Source organism: Bdellovibrio sp. HCB2-146, assembly GCF_047345725.1.
Taxonomy (GTDB): Bacteria; Bdellovibrionota; Bdellovibrionia; order Bdellovibrionales; family Bdellovibrionaceae; genus Bdellovibrio.
The window spans coordinates 449,326-464,702 of the sequence record NZ_JBLEQP010000002.1; the positions used below are offsets into that span (position 1 = coordinate 449,326).

General features: G+C 44.4%; 15 protein-coding genes. 4 read left to right on the top strand and 11 right to left on the bottom strand.

What is annotated here, in order from left to right:
- Positions 1–10: 10 nt before the first annotated feature.
- Positions 11–289, bottom strand: coding sequence for a metal-sensitive transcriptional regulator (locus ACLWOR_RS13095; RefSeq protein ID WP_413941195.1), 279 nt, complete (start codon positions 287–289; stop codon positions 11–13).
- A 131-nt stretch (positions 290–420) separates the two neighbouring features.
- Between ACLWOR_RS13095 and ACLWOR_RS13100 the strand changes: the two genes are divergently transcribed.
- The 4 genes from ACLWOR_RS13100 to ACLWOR_RS13115 are packed head-to-tail and all read left to right on the top strand — an operon-like array spanning position 421 to position 5,597.
- Complete coding sequence (locus tag ACLWOR_RS13100; protein WP_413941196.1) at positions 421–3,546, top strand: efflux RND transporter permease subunit; 3,126 nt, start codon at positions 421–423, stop codon at positions 3,544–3,546.
- A 13-nt stretch (positions 3,547–3,559) separates the two neighbouring features.
- Complete coding sequence (locus ACLWOR_RS13105; protein ID WP_413941197.1) at positions 3,560–3,952, top strand: hypothetical protein; 393 nt, start codon at positions 3,560–3,562, stop codon at positions 3,950–3,952.
- Between the two features lie 2 nt (positions 3,953–3,954).
- Positions 3,955–5,169 (top strand): TolC family protein, encoded by a 1,215-nt coding sequence (locus ACLWOR_RS13110; protein ID WP_413941198.1) that lies wholly within the window; start codon positions 3,955–3,957, stop codon positions 5,167–5,169.
- 11 nt (positions 5,170–5,180) lie between these two features.
- Positions 5,181–5,597 carry a hypothetical protein gene (locus tag ACLWOR_RS13115; protein WP_413941199.1) on the top strand — a complete coding sequence of 139 codons (417 nt, stop codon included), beginning with the start codon at positions 5,181–5,183 and terminating at the stop codon, positions 5,595–5,597.
- Positions 5,598–5,653: 56 nt separating this feature from the next.
- Here the strand turns inward: ACLWOR_RS13115 and ACLWOR_RS13120 are convergent, their stop codons facing one another.
- The 10 genes from ACLWOR_RS13120 to queA form a co-directional block, all read right to left on the bottom strand.
- Positions 5,654–6,280 (bottom strand): DUF938 domain-containing protein, encoded by a 627-nt coding sequence (locus ACLWOR_RS13120; protein ID WP_413941200.1) that lies wholly within the window; start codon positions 6,278–6,280, stop codon positions 5,654–5,656.
- 154 nt (positions 6,281–6,434) lie between these two features.
- Positions 6,435–6,869, bottom strand: coding sequence for a hypothetical protein (locus ACLWOR_RS13125; RefSeq protein WP_413941202.1), 435 nt, complete (start codon positions 6,867–6,869; stop codon positions 6,435–6,437).
- A gap of 262 nt (positions 6,870–7,131) precedes the next feature.
- The gene (locus ACLWOR_RS13130) at positions 7,132–7,686 is read right to left on the bottom strand and encodes a DUF366 family protein (protein WP_413941203.1); all 555 of its coding nucleotides are present in this window, start codon (positions 7,684–7,686) and stop codon (positions 7,132–7,134) included.
- Positions 7,687–7,691: 5 nt separating this feature from the next.
- Complete coding sequence (gene queC, locus ACLWOR_RS13135) at positions 7,692–8,384, bottom strand: 7-cyano-7-deazaguanine synthase QueC (RefSeq protein ID WP_413941204.1); 693 nt, start codon at positions 8,382–8,384, stop codon at positions 7,692–7,694.
- On the bottom strand, positions 8,381–10,111 hold the full coding sequence (recJ, locus tag ACLWOR_RS13140; protein WP_413941205.1) for a single-stranded-DNA-specific exonuclease RecJ: 1,731 nt from the start codon (positions 10,109–10,111) through the stop codon (positions 8,381–8,383). Before recJ ends, queC begins: the two co-directional genes overlap by 4 nt.
- Positions 10,112–10,117: 6 nt before the next feature.
- Positions 10,118–11,053: a protein translocase subunit SecF gene (secF, locus tag ACLWOR_RS13145; protein WP_413941206.1), complete on the bottom strand. Its 936-nt coding sequence runs from the start codon at positions 11,051–11,053 to the stop codon at positions 10,118–10,120.
- Positions 11,054–11,070: 17 nt separating this feature from the next.
- A complete protein-coding gene (secD, locus tag ACLWOR_RS13150) occupies positions 11,071–12,765 on the bottom strand; it encodes a protein translocase subunit SecD (protein WP_413941207.1) in 1,695 nt (564 codons plus the stop codon).
- Positions 12,765–13,100, bottom strand: a complete 336-nt coding sequence (gene yajC, locus ACLWOR_RS13155) for a preprotein translocase subunit YajC (RefSeq protein WP_413941208.1) — start codon at positions 13,098–13,100, stop codon at positions 12,765–12,767. The genes secD and yajC overlap by 1 nt, the downstream gene beginning before the upstream one ends.
- A 106-nt stretch (positions 13,101–13,206) precedes the next feature.
- Positions 13,207–14,343 carry a tRNA guanosine(34) transglycosylase Tgt gene (gene tgt, locus ACLWOR_RS13160; protein WP_413941209.1) on the bottom strand — a complete coding sequence of 379 codons (1,137 nt, stop codon included), beginning with the start codon at positions 14,341–14,343 and terminating at the stop codon, positions 13,207–13,209.
- A gap of 2 nt (positions 14,344–14,345) precedes the next feature.
- A complete protein-coding gene (queA, locus tag ACLWOR_RS13165; protein ID WP_413941210.1) occupies positions 14,346–15,368 on the bottom strand; it encodes a tRNA preQ1(34) S-adenosylmethionine ribosyltransferase-isomerase QueA in 1,023 nt (340 codons plus the stop codon).
- Between the last annotated feature and the right edge of the window lie 9 nt (positions 15,369–15,377).

Consider the following 15,377-nt stretch of genomic DNA (forward strand, 5'->3'; position numbering starts at 1 on the left):
TTTCTTCTCCTTACTTCTGTATGAGATCCATGATCTCGTCTATTTTCTTATGAATTTCTTTTTCGTTCTTTGCTTTAATCGCTGTTTTTACGCAGCCTTCAATATGTGTATTAATAATTTCAGCTTCTATGGCTTGCAGTGCTTTTGCTGCCGCTCGAATTTGAATCACGATATCAGGACAATAACGGCGCTCATCAATCATGCGAGAAATACCATCGATTTGTCCGCGAACTCGTTGCAGACGCTTTTTGTGGAATCCGTGATCAGGGTGCTTTGCATCGTCTTTCATAAATTCACCTCATTTCTCTTCCTTTATATACCCCCTGGGGGTATATTCCAAGGGGTCGTCTCAAAAATATATTTTTTATTTTTTGTCACAAACTCCAGGGGGCGCTCCTAATAGGGTCTGAATGAGGATATATGCTCGATAGAATTATTAAGTTTTCTCTGACACACCGCCTGCTCATTATTGCTCTTTCAGCCTTTGCCTTGGTCTATGGGACCTGGGCCCTGATTTCCCTCCCTATTGATGTGTTCCCCGATTTGAACCGTCCGACAGTGACAGTTATGACCGAAGCTGCGGGACTGGCCCCCGAAGAGGTCGAAACCCTGATCACGTTCCCTCTTGAGACAAGTTTAAATGGTCTGCCTGGTGTGGAGCGGGTTCGTTCAAGCTCGGCCGTCGGATTGAGCATTATCTATGTCGAGTTCAAATGGGGCACGGATATCTTTTTAGATCGCCAGATGGTGCAAGAAAAAATCGCCCTCGCCAAAGAAAAACTTCCTGACAATGTCAGTCCTGTGATGGGACCGGTGAACTCCATTATGGGAGAAATTCAGCTTATTGGCTTAACCGCTAAAGATGACAGTGTCTCGCCGATGGACCTTCGCACTTATGCCGATTGGACCTTGCGCCCGCGACTGATGGCAATTCCTGGGATTTCACAGGTGATCTCTTTGGGTGGCGGCGTTCGTCAGTATCAAATTTTAATTTCCGCGGAAAAGCTGCAAAAAATGCAGATTGCTCTGGATGATGTGGAGCACAGCCTTTCAGATCTCAGCATCAATTCAACAGGTGGTTTTATTGATATTGGGGCTCAAGAGTATTTAATCCGCAATATCGGCGCGGTAAAATCCAAAGACGATATTTTAAATTCTTATGTCGGCCTTCATTTGGGACGTCCTATTCTTGTAAAAGATATTGCGGAAGTCCGCGAAGGACATCAGGTCAAACGTGGTGATGCAAGCATCAATGGCAAAGCCTCTGTTATCATGGCGATCCAAAAACAACCGGGTGCGAGCACGATTGATCTGACCAAACAAATCGAAAGCGCACTCAAAGAGATGGAAAGCTCGCTTCCGCCTGGTGTAGAACTTAAAGAGAATCTTTTTAAACAGTCTCGTTTTATTGAAAACTCGATCCATAACGTGATCGAAGCTTTGCGCGACGGTGTGATTCTAGTTTTCATCGTACTCTTTATGTTCCTTCTTAATTTCCGCACGACGGCTATTACGATGACCGCCATCCCACTGTCCTTTGTTATTACAGCCATAGTCTTTAAGATCTTTGGCCTATCAGTAAATACTATGACTCTTGGTGGCTTAGCTGTCGCAATTGGCGAACTTGTCGATGATGCTATTGTCGATGTCGAAAACGTCTATCGCCGTTTGCGTGAAAATAAACTCAAAGGAGAACCTCTATCTTCGCTTCGCGTGATTTACGAAGCATCTTCTGAAGTTCGTAATTCGATCGTTCTTGCGACGATTATCGTGTGTTTAGTGTTTGTTCCGCTCTTTAGTATGGGCGGTATCGAGGGACGTCTGTTCGCTCCTCTTGGCATCTCTTATATCATCTCACTTTTAGCTTCGATGTTAGTGTCTTTAACTGTCACGCCAGTTCTTTGCTCAATGCTTTTGCCAAATACGCCTTTGCATCAACATAAAGACGGCGCCCTGGTTCGCTTCCTCAAAAAGTGGGATACGAAGCTCTTAGAAAAATCGTTGAAACACCCTAAATCCGTTATCGCGATTGCCAGTGGTCTTTTTGTCATCGCCTTAAGTTGCTTACCATTTATTGGTCGTGACTTTTTGCCTCACTTTAACGAGGGCACGGCAATGATCACGGTCTCAGCTGTCCCGGGCATTTCCTTGGAGGAATCCAATAATCTTGGGCAAAAAGCCGAAGAGATCATTCTAAAAACTCCTGAGGTCGAATTCGTTTCTCGCCGCACCGGACGTGCCGAACAAGACGAACATGCAGAAGGTATTCACACATCTGAAATCGATGTCGACTTTAAAGAATCCGGTCGACCGCGCGAAGTCATCTTAAAAGAAATTCGTGAGAATTTAGCTGTTATCGAAAATGTGGGTATTAATATTGGTCAGCCGATCTCTCACCGTCTCGACCATATGCTTTCAGGCGTAAGAGCTCAAATTGCAATCAAAGTTTTTGGACCAGAGCTGCCTGTTCTGCGCGCGAAAGCCAGTGAAATTCGAAATGCGATTGCAGACACGCCAGGCCTCGTTGACTTACAAGTCGAACAACAAACATTGATTCCGCAGGTGAAAATTCAACTATTAAGAGATCAAGCCGCACGATATGCAGTATCCGTCGGCGACCTGGCAAAACTTTTAGAAAAAGCCCTGCAAGGTGAAATCGTCGGTCAAATTCTGCAAAAGCAGAGAACAATTGATGTATTCATGCGCTTTGATGAGAAATCGAGATCTGATCTTGAACTCATCAAAAAAAGTCCCGTGAAAACGATGCCTGATGGAACGAAGGTTTATGTTTCTATGATTGCAGACGTATACGAGACTTCGGGGCCAAATATTATTAATCGCGAGAACGCCCAACGTCGCATCGTCGTCCAAGCCAATTCCGCGGCTCGCGATTTGGATGGTCTTGTTCAGCAGTTACGAGAGAAAATTGATAAAAATGTTCAAATGCCAGCTGGTTACTATATTCAGTACGGTGGCCAGTTTGAAAGCCAACAGCAAGCATCTCGTTTGATGGCACTCCTAGGAACGCTCTCGATCATCGCAATCTTTGTGATCTTGTACGCGCACTTCAAGAGCGGATTTATTTCCTTCCAAGTCATGCTCAATGTGCCGATGGCTTTTATCGGTGGTGTATTTGCGATCCTGATTACAAAAGGCACGATTAATATCGCAAGTTTGGTGGCATTCGTTACTTTGTGCGGTATCGCCTCACGCAATGGAATCATGATGATCTCCCATTATCTGCACCTGATGAAATACGAAGGCGAGAGTTTTAGCAAAGAAATGGTCATACGTGGATCACTCGAACGTCTGGTGCCGGTATTGATGACGGCTCTCACCGCAATCCTGGGACTATTACCACTAGTTCTTTCACAAGGGGAACCCGGCAAAGAAATTCTTCATCCCGTTGCTGTGGTCATTGTCGGGGGATTGATCAGCAGCACATTATTGGACTTGTTCGTGACTCCGACAGTATTCTATCACTTTGGTCAGAGTTCGGCGTTTAAATACTTAAATACAAAAATTAAAGAAAACGAATTATCTTAAAAGGAGTTCTAAAATGTTACGTCTTGTTCTAATTGCAGCTCTCGCTCTCCTCCCCTTGACACCTGCTCTTGCCCATGAGGGTCACGACGTTCCAGGACAAGTGAAATCTCGTCACGGTGGGATCGTAAAAACGGGAAAACAAATGCACATGGAAATGTTAGCTCTTGATGGAAAGATTCAATTTTTTCCGTTCCCGCACGAAAATGAAAAATTGGATTTCAATAAATTAAATCTCACAGCGACGATCAAATCTCCTAAAGGCAAACCAGCCGACATGCCACTGAAGAAAGAAACAAACTCTTTCTCTGGCACCTACAAGCTTGAAGGTTCATATCGCGCCGATATTGAAGTCTCCGTCGATTACAATGGAAAAAAAGACAAGTTTAAATTCCTAGTTGAGGAGTAGTTATGTTACGAACCTTGTCGTTGTTGATTTTAGTTTCTAGCTCCTTTTCCTACGCTTCAGACCTCGAAGCGCTAGAGAAAAAATTAATCGACAACAATCCAAGCCTACAAAGCTTTAAGCTTGAGCAATCAGCGAAAGAATCCGAAGCTTCTGCAGCAACGGGCCGCTTTCTGCCGGATGTGTTCCTAACCGGTGGCTATGAGGATTTCAAAGTTATCGACGAGCCTGAACAAGGATATGTCGGCTATATCACGGGTGCATGGAATCTCTTCCAAGGTGGCAAAGATGCTTATCGCAAAAGTATTGCGACAGAAGAGGCCGAAATTGCCAATCTCAATCTAGAAATTGAGCGCCGCAGTCTTACTTACAAAGTTCGCAGTCTCTATTATCAAATTCTGGCAAATAAAAAAATTTTGAAGATCTATGAATCCAAGCTGGGTCTTTTACAAAGCCAACGCCAAATGGCACAGAAAAAGGTCAATGCCGGACTCACTTCAGGCGTTGATGCCATCGAAATTGATATCGAAGAAAATACTTTGAAATCACAGCGTGAGCTTTTAGAAAATGAAATCATTCAAAGCATCGCTGATCTCAAGTCCGTTTTGAATTCAGAAGTTTCAAGCGAACATATTTCAGTGGCGGAAAACTTTCCGCAAGGAACTTTGCATATCGCGCCGGAAAAAGCTATCGAAGGCAATCCCGCTCTGAAAAAGCAAACCCTGCGCGAATCTGTAGCTGCGAATGAACGCTCTATACAAAGATCGGATTTCGTTCCACGTCTGGATTTAGAAGCCAGTTACGGTCGCATCACTCCTGCTTACCAAGATCCTTGGAGTGGCAATGAATCAAAGGTCGCTTTGCTTTTACGCTGGAATATTTTTACAGGCCTTTCAAATTATCACGATTTGAAAGCGTCGAAAGCTCGCGCTGAATCCTCGACTCAAGAGAAAACAGCAGTGGCTTTAAATATCAAGTCCCAATTAGAAAATCTGCTCACCAAACAAAAAGAACTTTCAAATTTAAAAGGTCTTTTTCAGCAACGTTTGGGGCTTACAAAGAAATATTACGAAATGACTCTAGCCGAGTACAAACGTGGAGTGAAAAACTCGGCGGATCTCGACGGAGCTACGACATCTTATTATGAAAACCAACGCCGCTTGATCGAACTCGAAAGAGACCTCACGCTGGTAGTGGAAAAAATCAAGGAACTGATTTAAAGGAGATTCCCATGAAAAAACTAATTCTCACTTCCCTCTTTATGCCGCTTACCGCTTGGGCCCATGGGGATGACAAACTGGGTCCAAACCAAGGCTATGTGCAAATGCCTGGCGCATTTCACACTGAAGTAGTTCTGGATAAAGACCAAAGCGTACATGTGTATTTGCTGGATATGGAATTTAAAAACCCGACACTGAAAGATTCTTCAGTTGCCGTGACTTATAGAAACAAAAAGGCAACCGTTCCATTTAACTGCCTGCCGATGGGCGGAGACCATTACCACTGTATACCATCACAAAAAATAGCGACTAAAAAAGGTGAACTTGTTGTGCAAGCGACAAGAGAGAAAGCTGTCGGCAACGAAGCGATCTACAAATTACCTTTGAAACTCACAGGTAAATCCAACAGCGGTGGCCATCACCACTAACCTCAAGCTGCGCTGAGCTTACAGCCTCGGCGCAGTTCGACTCTTCTTCGCAAATCTTATCTTCTTGGAATTTTATTTTTCGCGAACTTCAAGCGGCTAAATACTAGCATGCGATTGTTTGAAGGCATTTCGTAGTCCTTTAATAATTCAAATTCGTTCTTCGCAAACGCTTTTAGCACATCTTCAAAACCACGAAGCCCACTTAAGGGATCTTTTTCTTTTAGCGTCTTATCAAACGCCTCATTACTTGGTGTCGTGAATTTACCGCCATAGTTAAAAGGTCCGTAAATCACAACCAACCCACCCTCTTGCAAGCGACCGCTCACCAGCTTAATGAAGGTCTTTACTTCCTTCCAATGCATAATGTGGAAAGTATTGATCGTCAGAACAATATCAAATGTCCGAATGGGGAAATCGTTTTCACCAATTCGTAACTTAAACGGAGTGGTGATATTTGGAATGCGAGCTTGCTCAATACGACGCTTAAGCATCGGTAGATTCTCCGCCTGCTCTGTCGGCGTCCAATCTAGATGCGGGAAAAAAGGCGCCAGATACACGGCATGTTGACCAGTGCCCGCTCCGATTTCCAACAAACGTTGATGATTCGGTCGAATGACTTCTTTTAAGACTCTTAAAATCGGTTCTTTGTTACGTTCAGCAGCTTCAGAATGAGGAATTTCCATGAAGCGTTCTTACCATGCTTATGACAGGGGTTTCAATGAACAAAAAAAAAGAGCCTCTTTCGAGGCTCTTCATTGCTCTGATGGGAACTTCTCAGTGAAGGAGAATGATCTGATTCATTCCCATCATCTGAAGCATAATGTTGCTACGAAATGATTACCAGATTGGAGTGCTGTTCATGCACTGACCGTACTGGTTCATTTGGCAGTTATTCATGCCGTTGTTGTACATACCGTTGTTATAGTTGTTAGCTGCTGGGTAGCACATACCGTTGTAGAAACCGTAGTTTGGATAAGTTGGAGCACAACCTGCCGTTGGTAAGCAACGACCAAGAGTCGTGTAGATCTCACCTGCCATACAGTTCGTACCGTTGTTATAGCCGTATCCGTTGTTGAGGATCGGAAGTTGTTGGCCATTATAATAACATGTTTGCCCGTTACAATATTGTTGCGAGATACAGCCTTGAGAAGTGTTCACTTGTCCAGCTTGGCACATGCCATATACGCTAGAGTTGTCATCACTCTTTGAGCAGTTCGCCAAAGCAAACAAAGCACCTACTGCGAATACTAGTTTAAGAATCGTTGTTTTCATATGTTTCTCCTTCTACCTTTAATTTCGTTTTAACCTGTTATAGAGGTATATACTCAAGCTTTGTGCCAAGGCAGTGGGGCTAATAAAGAATTTAGGGGCACGCGCACGTCTCACGATGAAACGAAAAACCCTAAAAATCAAAAATGCCGTATTTTGCTAAACAGTCGACTAGTTGGATAGTTGAGATATCCATAGTTTTTTAAAGATATTAAGAGAAGGGGCTCGCTACAAAGCTGCGAGCCTCAATATATAGAGAATGAGCTTAGTTAACCGGGCGCACTTTCTGTGTGGCTTTCACGATCGATTCGTACTCTTCTATTAATAAAGACATCAAGTCTGTCGCCACTTGTCTCGGATTGAGACGAAGATCTTCCAAGCTCGCTGTTTTCACTGGCGTACCTTCATTGGTGATATTCATGGCAAAGTGAACCATCACCGAGACCGGTGATTTCGTGGCGATACTAATAGACAATTTCCCTTGTCCCAAAAAGAGATCATCCCCTTCACGAACCAAGGCCTGACCTGACTTCGCACTGAGATAGTCACGCGCAATCGCCGCAAACATTCTTTGCAAAGCCACACCTGAGAACAAATCGCGATCGAAAATTTCGATGATAAAGTGGAGCATATTAGCGCCACGTATTTCCGCCTGCTCTAATAAGTCTTCTCCATCAACCATGTGATCAAAAGAAATAGAACAAGGCCCCGTCCATGAAACCACTGAAGGACCTAAAACCTTGTGATCCAAATACGCATACAAAGAGCGCAACTGAGTGCCATCATAAGTTTGTGGTTTTTCAATGAAGAGGCTCTTCACGGATCTTACTCCTTATAAAGATTGCTGACGTCGATGTTTGCAGAAGCAAACGCACGTTTCGAACGAAGGCAGGATTCACACTCCCCGCACCATTTATCACCTGCAAAGTAACATGGCCAAATCAGTTCCCAAGGAACTTGCAGTCCATGCCCTAAACGCACGATATCTGGCTTCTTTAAGTGAGTTGTATAACAACCCGCCGTCACGTGATTGGATGTCGAGTAGTAAAGAGCCTTGGTCGTTTGATCGAGGAACTCTTTCGTATTATCAGGGAAGGTCGCAGCTTCCTCCGCATTAAATCCTGGAATGACAGCATCCGCACCCAAGGCTTCTGCATAGGCAGCAGCAATATTTAAGAAGATCCCATTACGATTGGGAACCCAAACCGACTTCGCTGTTTGTTCGGATTGTTCCTTGTTGTCGATTTGCACTTCAGAACCTGTTGGTACTTTTTCTGATTCAACCAACAATGAAGATTTATTGAAATCTTTAAACCAAGGCAGATCGACAACCTTATGAGGAACTTCCAAATAAGCAGCCAGCTTTGCTGCACATTCAATTTCTTTTTTCGCAGCTCTTTGTCCATAGTTAAACGTCAGAGCTAAAGCAATCTCACGACCATGCTTTTTAACGTCAAAAGCATTGACCGTCGAATCCAGTCCTGCTGAAAGCAAGACGACAACTTTTTTACGACTCATGTTGCAACCTTTATATCGCGGATCAAGATCTGGACGGTTTTCTGCCCAGCAAAGTAATTCCACTGAAGCTCGCCCAAGATATGATAATACCCTGGCACCACAGAGAGACTTTCAATTTGACGAGGAGTTGGTGTGAACAACAAAGCTTCGGTTGAATGCTGACCATCTTGATCTACTAATTTCAAACGAAGATGCCCACCTTTAAGATCTCTTTTAGAAATCACTTGAACATTTGTGAAGTGAATCAAAGGCGTTGTAAATCCCGTACCAAACGGACCTACAAAGTCATACCACTTCATAAGACCAGCACTGACTTCCGGCAAAGCCGCTTCAACATCGTAATAGATCTCAAGCGGTTTTGGTTTTTCGCGAAGTTCAGAAAAATGCTGATCCAAGGAACCAATAAAGGAAGGTACATTGAATTCAGCCACTTCAAATCCAGCTGCTGCCGAGTGACCGCCAAAACGATTCAATAGCTTTTCGGCCGAACCCATAGCTTCAACCAAGCAAGCTTCCTGACCTTGTGGCAAGCGTGCACTCCCCACAATCATTCCGTCATCACCGACGGACCCTACGAACGCAGGCTTATTATAAACCTGTGTCAGCTTGGTTGCGATCAATCCGACAACACCACGGTGGAAGTTCTTAGAAGCCACGAAAACAAAGTCTTTATGTGGCCAGCCTTTAAGTAACTCTTGAGCTTCTGCTTCGGCGTCACTTTGTAACTGCACACGTGTGGAGTTATTCTTAAGAACCTGCCCGACCATGCTTTTCGCCTGGGCTTTATCTTCAATTAGGAAAATATCAATTGGTAAAATGCCCGATTCCATTCGCGACAAAGCATTAAGCTTCGGCGCAAAACGAATCGCCACATCCTGACTCGTTAAAGGACGCCCTGTTAAATCCAACTCTTCAAGAAGAGCTTTAAGTCCGGCGCTCTTGGTTTCGGCGAGCTTTAAGAGCCCGTGCTTAACAAGAACTCGATTGTCGTCCACCAACGGAACCATGTCCGTTAATGTTCCGATCGTAAAGTAATCTAGAACTTCTTTTAAATCCCAATTATTTTTAGGCAGTTGGGGGTGATCTTGAAAGTATCTTTTAAGTCCTCTTAAAAGATAAAACGCAACCCCAGCTCCACATAAATAACCCAGACCTGAATCGCAAGTTCCTTGGTTTGGATTCACAATCACAAATGCCGGAGGCAATTCACCTGCAGGCAAATGGTGATCCGTTAGAATCACATCGATACCTAATTCGTTGGCACGAGCAACCGCCGCATTGGCCGTAATCCCCACGTCGACTGTGATGATCAGACTCACACCCTGTTTATGCAATTCCTCAACAGCCGATGCGTGAAAGCCGTAACCTTCCGACAAACGTTTGGGTTGATAATGCAGGACTTCTGGAAAACCTAAAGCCAGCATTCCTTTTTTTAGGAGAGCCAGACCTGAAGTTCCATCCAAGTCAAAGTCAGCGTAGATGCAGATTTTTTCTTTATTGATATGAGCTTGTCCAATGCGCTCAAGCGCTTGGGCCATTCCCTTTAAAAGAAGAGGATCCTTAAGATCCCCTAGTTTTGGAAACAACAGTTTTTCAACTTTGTCGGATTCCACAAATCCTCGGGCCGCGAGAATCTTACCTATCATGGAAGGCCACTGACCGCCCTCGACATTCGAAGGGGTTTGGACTTCCATTTCAGATTCGCGCGACTTCCAAAGAGGATTCATTAAAACCTATGCTTTCGCTGTTTTCTTTACGCCGAACTTTTCCATCAACAAAACAAGCGGAGCTGCTACGTAGATAGAAGAGTAAGTACCGAAGAAGATACCCACGCACATTGCAAATGCGATGTCTTCAACAGTGCCATCAGCAAAGATGTACAAGCACAAAGCTGATACGAAAGTCGTACCAGAAGTGATCAATGTACGGATCAACATGTCGTTGATGGATTTATTGATGATGAAACTGAAACCTTTTTCGTGAGCTTGGTGATCTGTTTCACGGATACGGTCGAATACGACGATCGTGTCATTCAGAGAGAAACCAATCAAAGTCATGATCGCAGCTAGGATTGCTACGTTCACTTCTTTACCCACAAGGTTGAACACAGCCAATGTGATCACAGCATCATGGAACAAACACAGAACCGCACCTGGTGCGAATTTGTAGTCGAAGCGCAATGCCACATAGATCAAGATCACAAGCAAGCAATAGAATACCGCAAGCAAACCGTTACGTTTCAACTCAGAACCTACTTGAGGTCCTACTGTATCCACGCGGCGGATATCTGGATTTGATTGTGCAAAAGACGTCGTGATTGTTTCACGGATTTTTGCGATATCTGCATTCAAGATTTCATTTGTTTCTTTATCAGTTGCACCTTGGCGACCTTGGAAACGAACGATGTATTCGTTACCTTCACCGAAAGACTGAACACCGACATCACCCAAGTTCAATTTTGTGATCGCTTCACGAACGTTGTCGATTGTCACGCCTTGATCAAACTTCACTTGAATCTCAGTACCACCTTTAAAGTCGATACCGTAGTTCAATCCAGCAACAGCTAGATAGATCAAAGAAGCCACAGTCAAAACAAGAGAGATTCCACCGAAAAGCCACGCTTTTCCAACGAAATCAAAACGGCCGAAAGATTGTTTATTGTTAGCCATATTTCCTCTATCCACCACTACACAGAGATTTTCTTAAATTTGAATTTTTGAACCATTGTATCTACGATAACTTTAGATACGAATACGTTCGCAAACATTGAAGTCACGATACCGATCAACAATGAAACCGCGAAACCACGCACCGGACCCGTACCGAAGTACAAGAGAACGACCGCAGTAGCCGCTGTTGTGATGTTGGCGTCAATGATCGCAGACATCGCACGGTGATATCCTTCTTTAACTGCCACGTTAATACCGTGACCCAAACGAAGCTCTTCTTTAATACGCTCATTAATCAGAACGTTCGCATCGACCGCGAAACCCACTGTCAAAGCGATACCGGCAATACCCGGCAATGTCAGAGTTGCACCGAAGCTCGTGAGAAGCGCGAACAAGCACAGGATATTCAAACCCAATGAGATACTCGCAACTACACCCATCATACGGTAGTAAATCACCATGAAGATCACGATGATCAAAGCACCAACGTAAGAACCCAATTTTGCTTTATCGATGGCATCAGCACCCAATGAAGGACCGATACGACGCTCTTCCAACTGCTCAAGAGAAGCTGGCAAAGCACCGGCACGAAGAGAAGTAGAAATCATTTTCGCTTCGTCCATCATTTTATTACGGTCACGACCACCACCCAAAGTGATAACTGCTGAACCACCCGCGATACGGTCACGGATGCTTGGCGCTGATTTTACGATCTTATCAAGGACGATCGCCATTTGCTTACCAACGTTGTTACCTGTTAGATCAGCAAATTTTGCAGAACCTGCAGAGTTGAACACCAATGAAACTTGTGGAGAACCGTATTGGTCGTAACCAACAAAGGCGTCATCCAAAGATCCACCACCCAAGTCTGTATCTGTTTTAAGAAGGTATGGAATCGCACCCACGTCGATCGAAGTCGCGTTTTCTGCCTTTTCAAAATAGATCACAGATTTTTCTGGAAGTTTTGATTTCAAATCTTCGTTCAGTTTTGTCACGTAATCGTTGTACTTCATTGTTGCCAATGAATAGTTACCCGCTTTTTCAGCGTCAGCGATCATCGCAGACAATTCCTGTTGCGATTTCTCATGAGACACGATCATGAAATCAAGTTTTGCAGTTGTATTGATCAACTGTTTTGCTCTTTCAGCATCGGCCATACCCGGAAGTTGGATCAAGATGCGGTTGGCACCTTGTTGAGAGATCGAAGGCTCCGCCACACCGAATTCGTCGATACGGTTACGGATTGTTTCAATCGCTTGTTGAATCACACGATTTTTGTAGTCCAAAAGATAAGCATCAAAGTAACGAGCAGTAACTGTCGTATCTGTTGAGCTTACAACTTGCAATACCGTCCCATGCTTATCGCTGATATATTTTTCAACTTTTGCTTTATCAGCTGCATTGGCAACAGTGATAACCACTTCGCCTGCAGAAGGATTTTCTGACTTGATGTCTGCAAATGGAACTTGTTCCTTTTGCATCTCAGCCTTCATTGAAGTGATCAAACGAGATGTGCTCTCTTTCATCACGCCGTCCACGTCAACGCCCATTACAAGGTGCAAACCACCTTGAATATCAAGACCGTAGTTCAATTTAGATTTTGTTGGCCACCATGTTTTTTCACCAAAGTGAACCACGTTCGGTACCACCATAATGATGGCAGCCGCGACGCCCAATACTGCGAGAATAGATCTCCAACGAAGTCCTTCCATTATTTCTTTTCCTCTGCTGTTGCTGCTTTCTGAGATGTTGCGATTTGACTACGAAGCATTTTGATTTTCACTCCGTCGGCAATTTCCAAAGTCACGAATTGATCTGTGATGCCTTCTACACGGCCCAAGATCCCGCTTGAAGTGATGATTTCATCACCGCGTTTTACTTCAGCCAAAAACTTTTGATGGTCTTTTTGGCGTTTTGATTGAGGACGAATGATAAGGAAGTAGAAAATAACGAAGATGAAAATGAACGGCACGAACATTTCGAATGCAGATGGTTGAGCACCCGTTGCAGTTTGCGCCTGAGCTGTTGATACAAGAAGTCCTAGCATGATTCCTCCAAAGATTAGCACGCCCTGAGATTTGGACTCAGAGCGAAGACAATAAAATTCACCATCTTTGTCAGTAAGAATCAATATTTAAGTCGAGTTGCGACTTCTAGCGTTCTTTCTTTACGAATCGTGTCAAACAGTCGTCGCGGAAGGCAGCCCAGCGTCCTTCAGAGATCGCTTCGCGCGCACGCTCCATCAATTTCATATAGAAATGAATATTGTGGATGGTATTCAAACGAGAGCCTAAAATTTCACCACTTAAGAACAAGTGACGAAGATAAGCCTTCGAATAGTTTGTACAAGTGTAGCAGTCACATTCTGGATCCAATGGAGACGGATCTTCTTTGTACTCACTGCGTTTGATCGAAACCTTACCCTGCCAAGTATAAATCGTCCCGTTACGGGCCACGCGAGTTGGAATGACGCAGTCAAACATATCAATGCCCGAATCAATCGCGATAATCAAATCTGTCGGCGTTCCCACACCCATCAAGTAACGAGGTTTATTTGCCGGCATTACAGGTGCTACATGTGGAAGCAATTCGTGCATCAAATGAATCGGTTCACCGACACTGAAGCCGCCCAGAGCATACCCGGGAAGATCGACTGAACACACTTGCTCCATACTTTTCAAACGATGCTTAAGACTCAAACCACCTTGAACAATACCAAAGAGCAAACTTTCTTTACGAGTCATCGCTGCTTTTGAACGAAGCAACCAACGGTATGTGAGAGCCATTGATTTTTCGATTTCTTCATCCGTTGCCGGGTACTGCAAGCATTCGTCGAAGGCCATAATGATGTCAGAGCCCAGATCCATTTGGATCTCCATACTCTTCTCTGGCGAGATAAAATGTTTTGCACCATCTAAATGCGAACGGAACTCCACGCCTTCTTCAGACATGTTACGAAGTTGCGACAAAGAGAAAACTTGGAAGCCTCCAGAGTCCGTCAAGATCGGACCATGCCAGTTCATAAATTTATGAAGACCACCCATGGCTTTGATGGTTTTTTCACCAGGACGCAAGTGCAAGTGATAGGTGTTACCCAAAACAACTTGAGTGCCGCACTCTTTGAGCTCTTCCGGAGTCATCGCTTTCACAGTCGCTTTTGTCCCAACGGCCATAAAAACAGGAGTTTGTACGGGACCGTGAGCTGTCATCAAGGTCGCACGACGAGCGTTGCCTTCTGTTTTATGAACTTTGAATTCACCTAACGTCATTGTTTTACTTCCATCTAACATGTTTAGTCCTCACGCGACCAGCAGCTCAAATCCCCATAGGAAAAGAGCCGGAACTTTCTCGCAATCGCCCATTGATAGCAAGCTTTTACTTTTTCCAGATTTGAAAAGGCAGAAACCAAAGCCAGCAACGTCGATTGCGGCTGATGGAAGTTCGTTAAGAGAACATCCACCACTTTGAATGTGTAACCGGGTTGAATTAATAATTTTGAAAAACCAGAAAAACCAGTTTGCGCATTTCCATTAAGAAGCCCCAAGGCTGTACTTTCAAGTGAACGAGTTGTTGTCGTTCCCAATGACCACACCTTGCAACCTTCTGCGCGCACCTGTTGAATGCGCTGCCAAGAATCCGCCGAGACCTCAACGTATTCTTCGTGCATGTCGTGTTGATCGAGATCTTCAGCAGTCACCGGCAAGAAAGTTCCCAAACCAACATGAAGTGTGACTTCGACGATATGAACCCCACGCGCTTTCAGAGTCTTTAAATCCTCAGCCGAAAAATGCAGACTAGCTGTGGGCGCAGCAAAGCTCCCCGGCTTTTCAGCCCAGGCTGTTTGATACCAAGATTCATCGGCGTCAACTGTGTGTCGAGCATCACGCGCTTTTTGAATATACGGTGGCAATGGAAGCTCAGCGACTTGTTGGAAATAAGTTTCGTCTACTTCGCGATCGAGTTCCACTATTTGCGGACGACCCTTTTGCACAAGAGTCATTGAAACACCTAACGGCAATTCAAGACTTGAACCGAGTTTGTATTTTTTTGAAGGGAAGAGAACTTCCCACTGTTTTCCAGAAACTTGTTTTAAAAATAAAATCTCAACATCGCCTGAAAATACGCGGCGCTTTAGAACGCGCGTATTGTTTAGAACAAGCACATCACCTGCTGGGATTTTTTCAAGAAGTTCTTGAAGTGTGATCTCGCGCGGCTCTGGATTCTGCGCAGACACCCACATCACCCGAGAGGGGCGTTGAGGTGAGGTCGCGATGAGCTCTTCTGGATATTGGAAATCGAGATCGGACAATTTCATGACAAGGCG

Coding starts and splice junctions, on each gene's coding strand:
- ACLWOR_RS13100 (WP_413941196.1), top strand. CDS start 421: ATGCTCGATAGAATTATTAAGTTTTCTCTGACACACCGCCTGCTCATT.
- ACLWOR_RS13115 (WP_413941199.1), top strand. CDS start 5,181: ATGAAAAAACTAATTCTCACTTCCCTCTTTATGCCGCTTACCGCTTGG.
- ACLWOR_RS13110 (WP_413941198.1), top strand. CDS start 3,955: ATGTTACGAACCTTGTCGTTGTTGATTTTAGTTTCTAGCTCCTTTTCC.
- queA (WP_413941210.1), bottom strand. CDS start 15,368: ATGAAATTGTCCGATCTCGATTTCCAATATCCAGAAGAGCTCATCGCG.
- secD (WP_413941207.1), bottom strand. CDS start 12,765: ATGGAAGGACTTCGTTGGAGATCTATTCTCGCAGTATTGGGCGTCGCG.
- ACLWOR_RS13125 (WP_413941202.1), bottom strand. CDS start 6,869: ATGAAAACAACGATTCTTAAACTAGTATTCGCAGTAGGTGCTTTGTTT.
- yajC (WP_413941208.1), bottom strand. CDS start 13,100: ATGCTAGGACTTCTTGTATCAACAGCTCAGGCGCAAACTGCAACGGGT.
- recJ (WP_413941205.1), bottom strand. CDS start 10,111: ATGAATCCTCTTTGGAAGTCGCGCGAATCTGAAATGGAAGTCCAAACC.
- secF (WP_413941206.1), bottom strand. CDS start 11,053: ATGGCTAACAATAAACAATCTTTCGGCCGTTTTGATTTCGTTGGAAAA.
- ACLWOR_RS13095 (WP_413941195.1), bottom strand. CDS start 289: ATGAAAGACGATGCAAAGCACCCTGATCACGGATTCCACAAAAAGCGT.
- queC (WP_413941204.1), bottom strand. CDS start 8,384: ATGAGTCGTAAAAAAGTTGTCGTCTTGCTTTCAGCAGGACTGGATTCG.
- tgt (WP_413941209.1), bottom strand. CDS start 14,343: ATGTTAGATGGAAGTAAAACAATGACGTTAGGTGAATTCAAAGTTCAT.
- ACLWOR_RS13105 (WP_413941197.1), top strand. CDS start 3,560: ATGTTACGTCTTGTTCTAATTGCAGCTCTCGCTCTCCTCCCCTTGACA.
- ACLWOR_RS13120 (WP_413941200.1), bottom strand. CDS start 6,280: ATGGAAATTCCTCATTCTGAAGCTGCTGAACGTAACAAAGAACCGATT.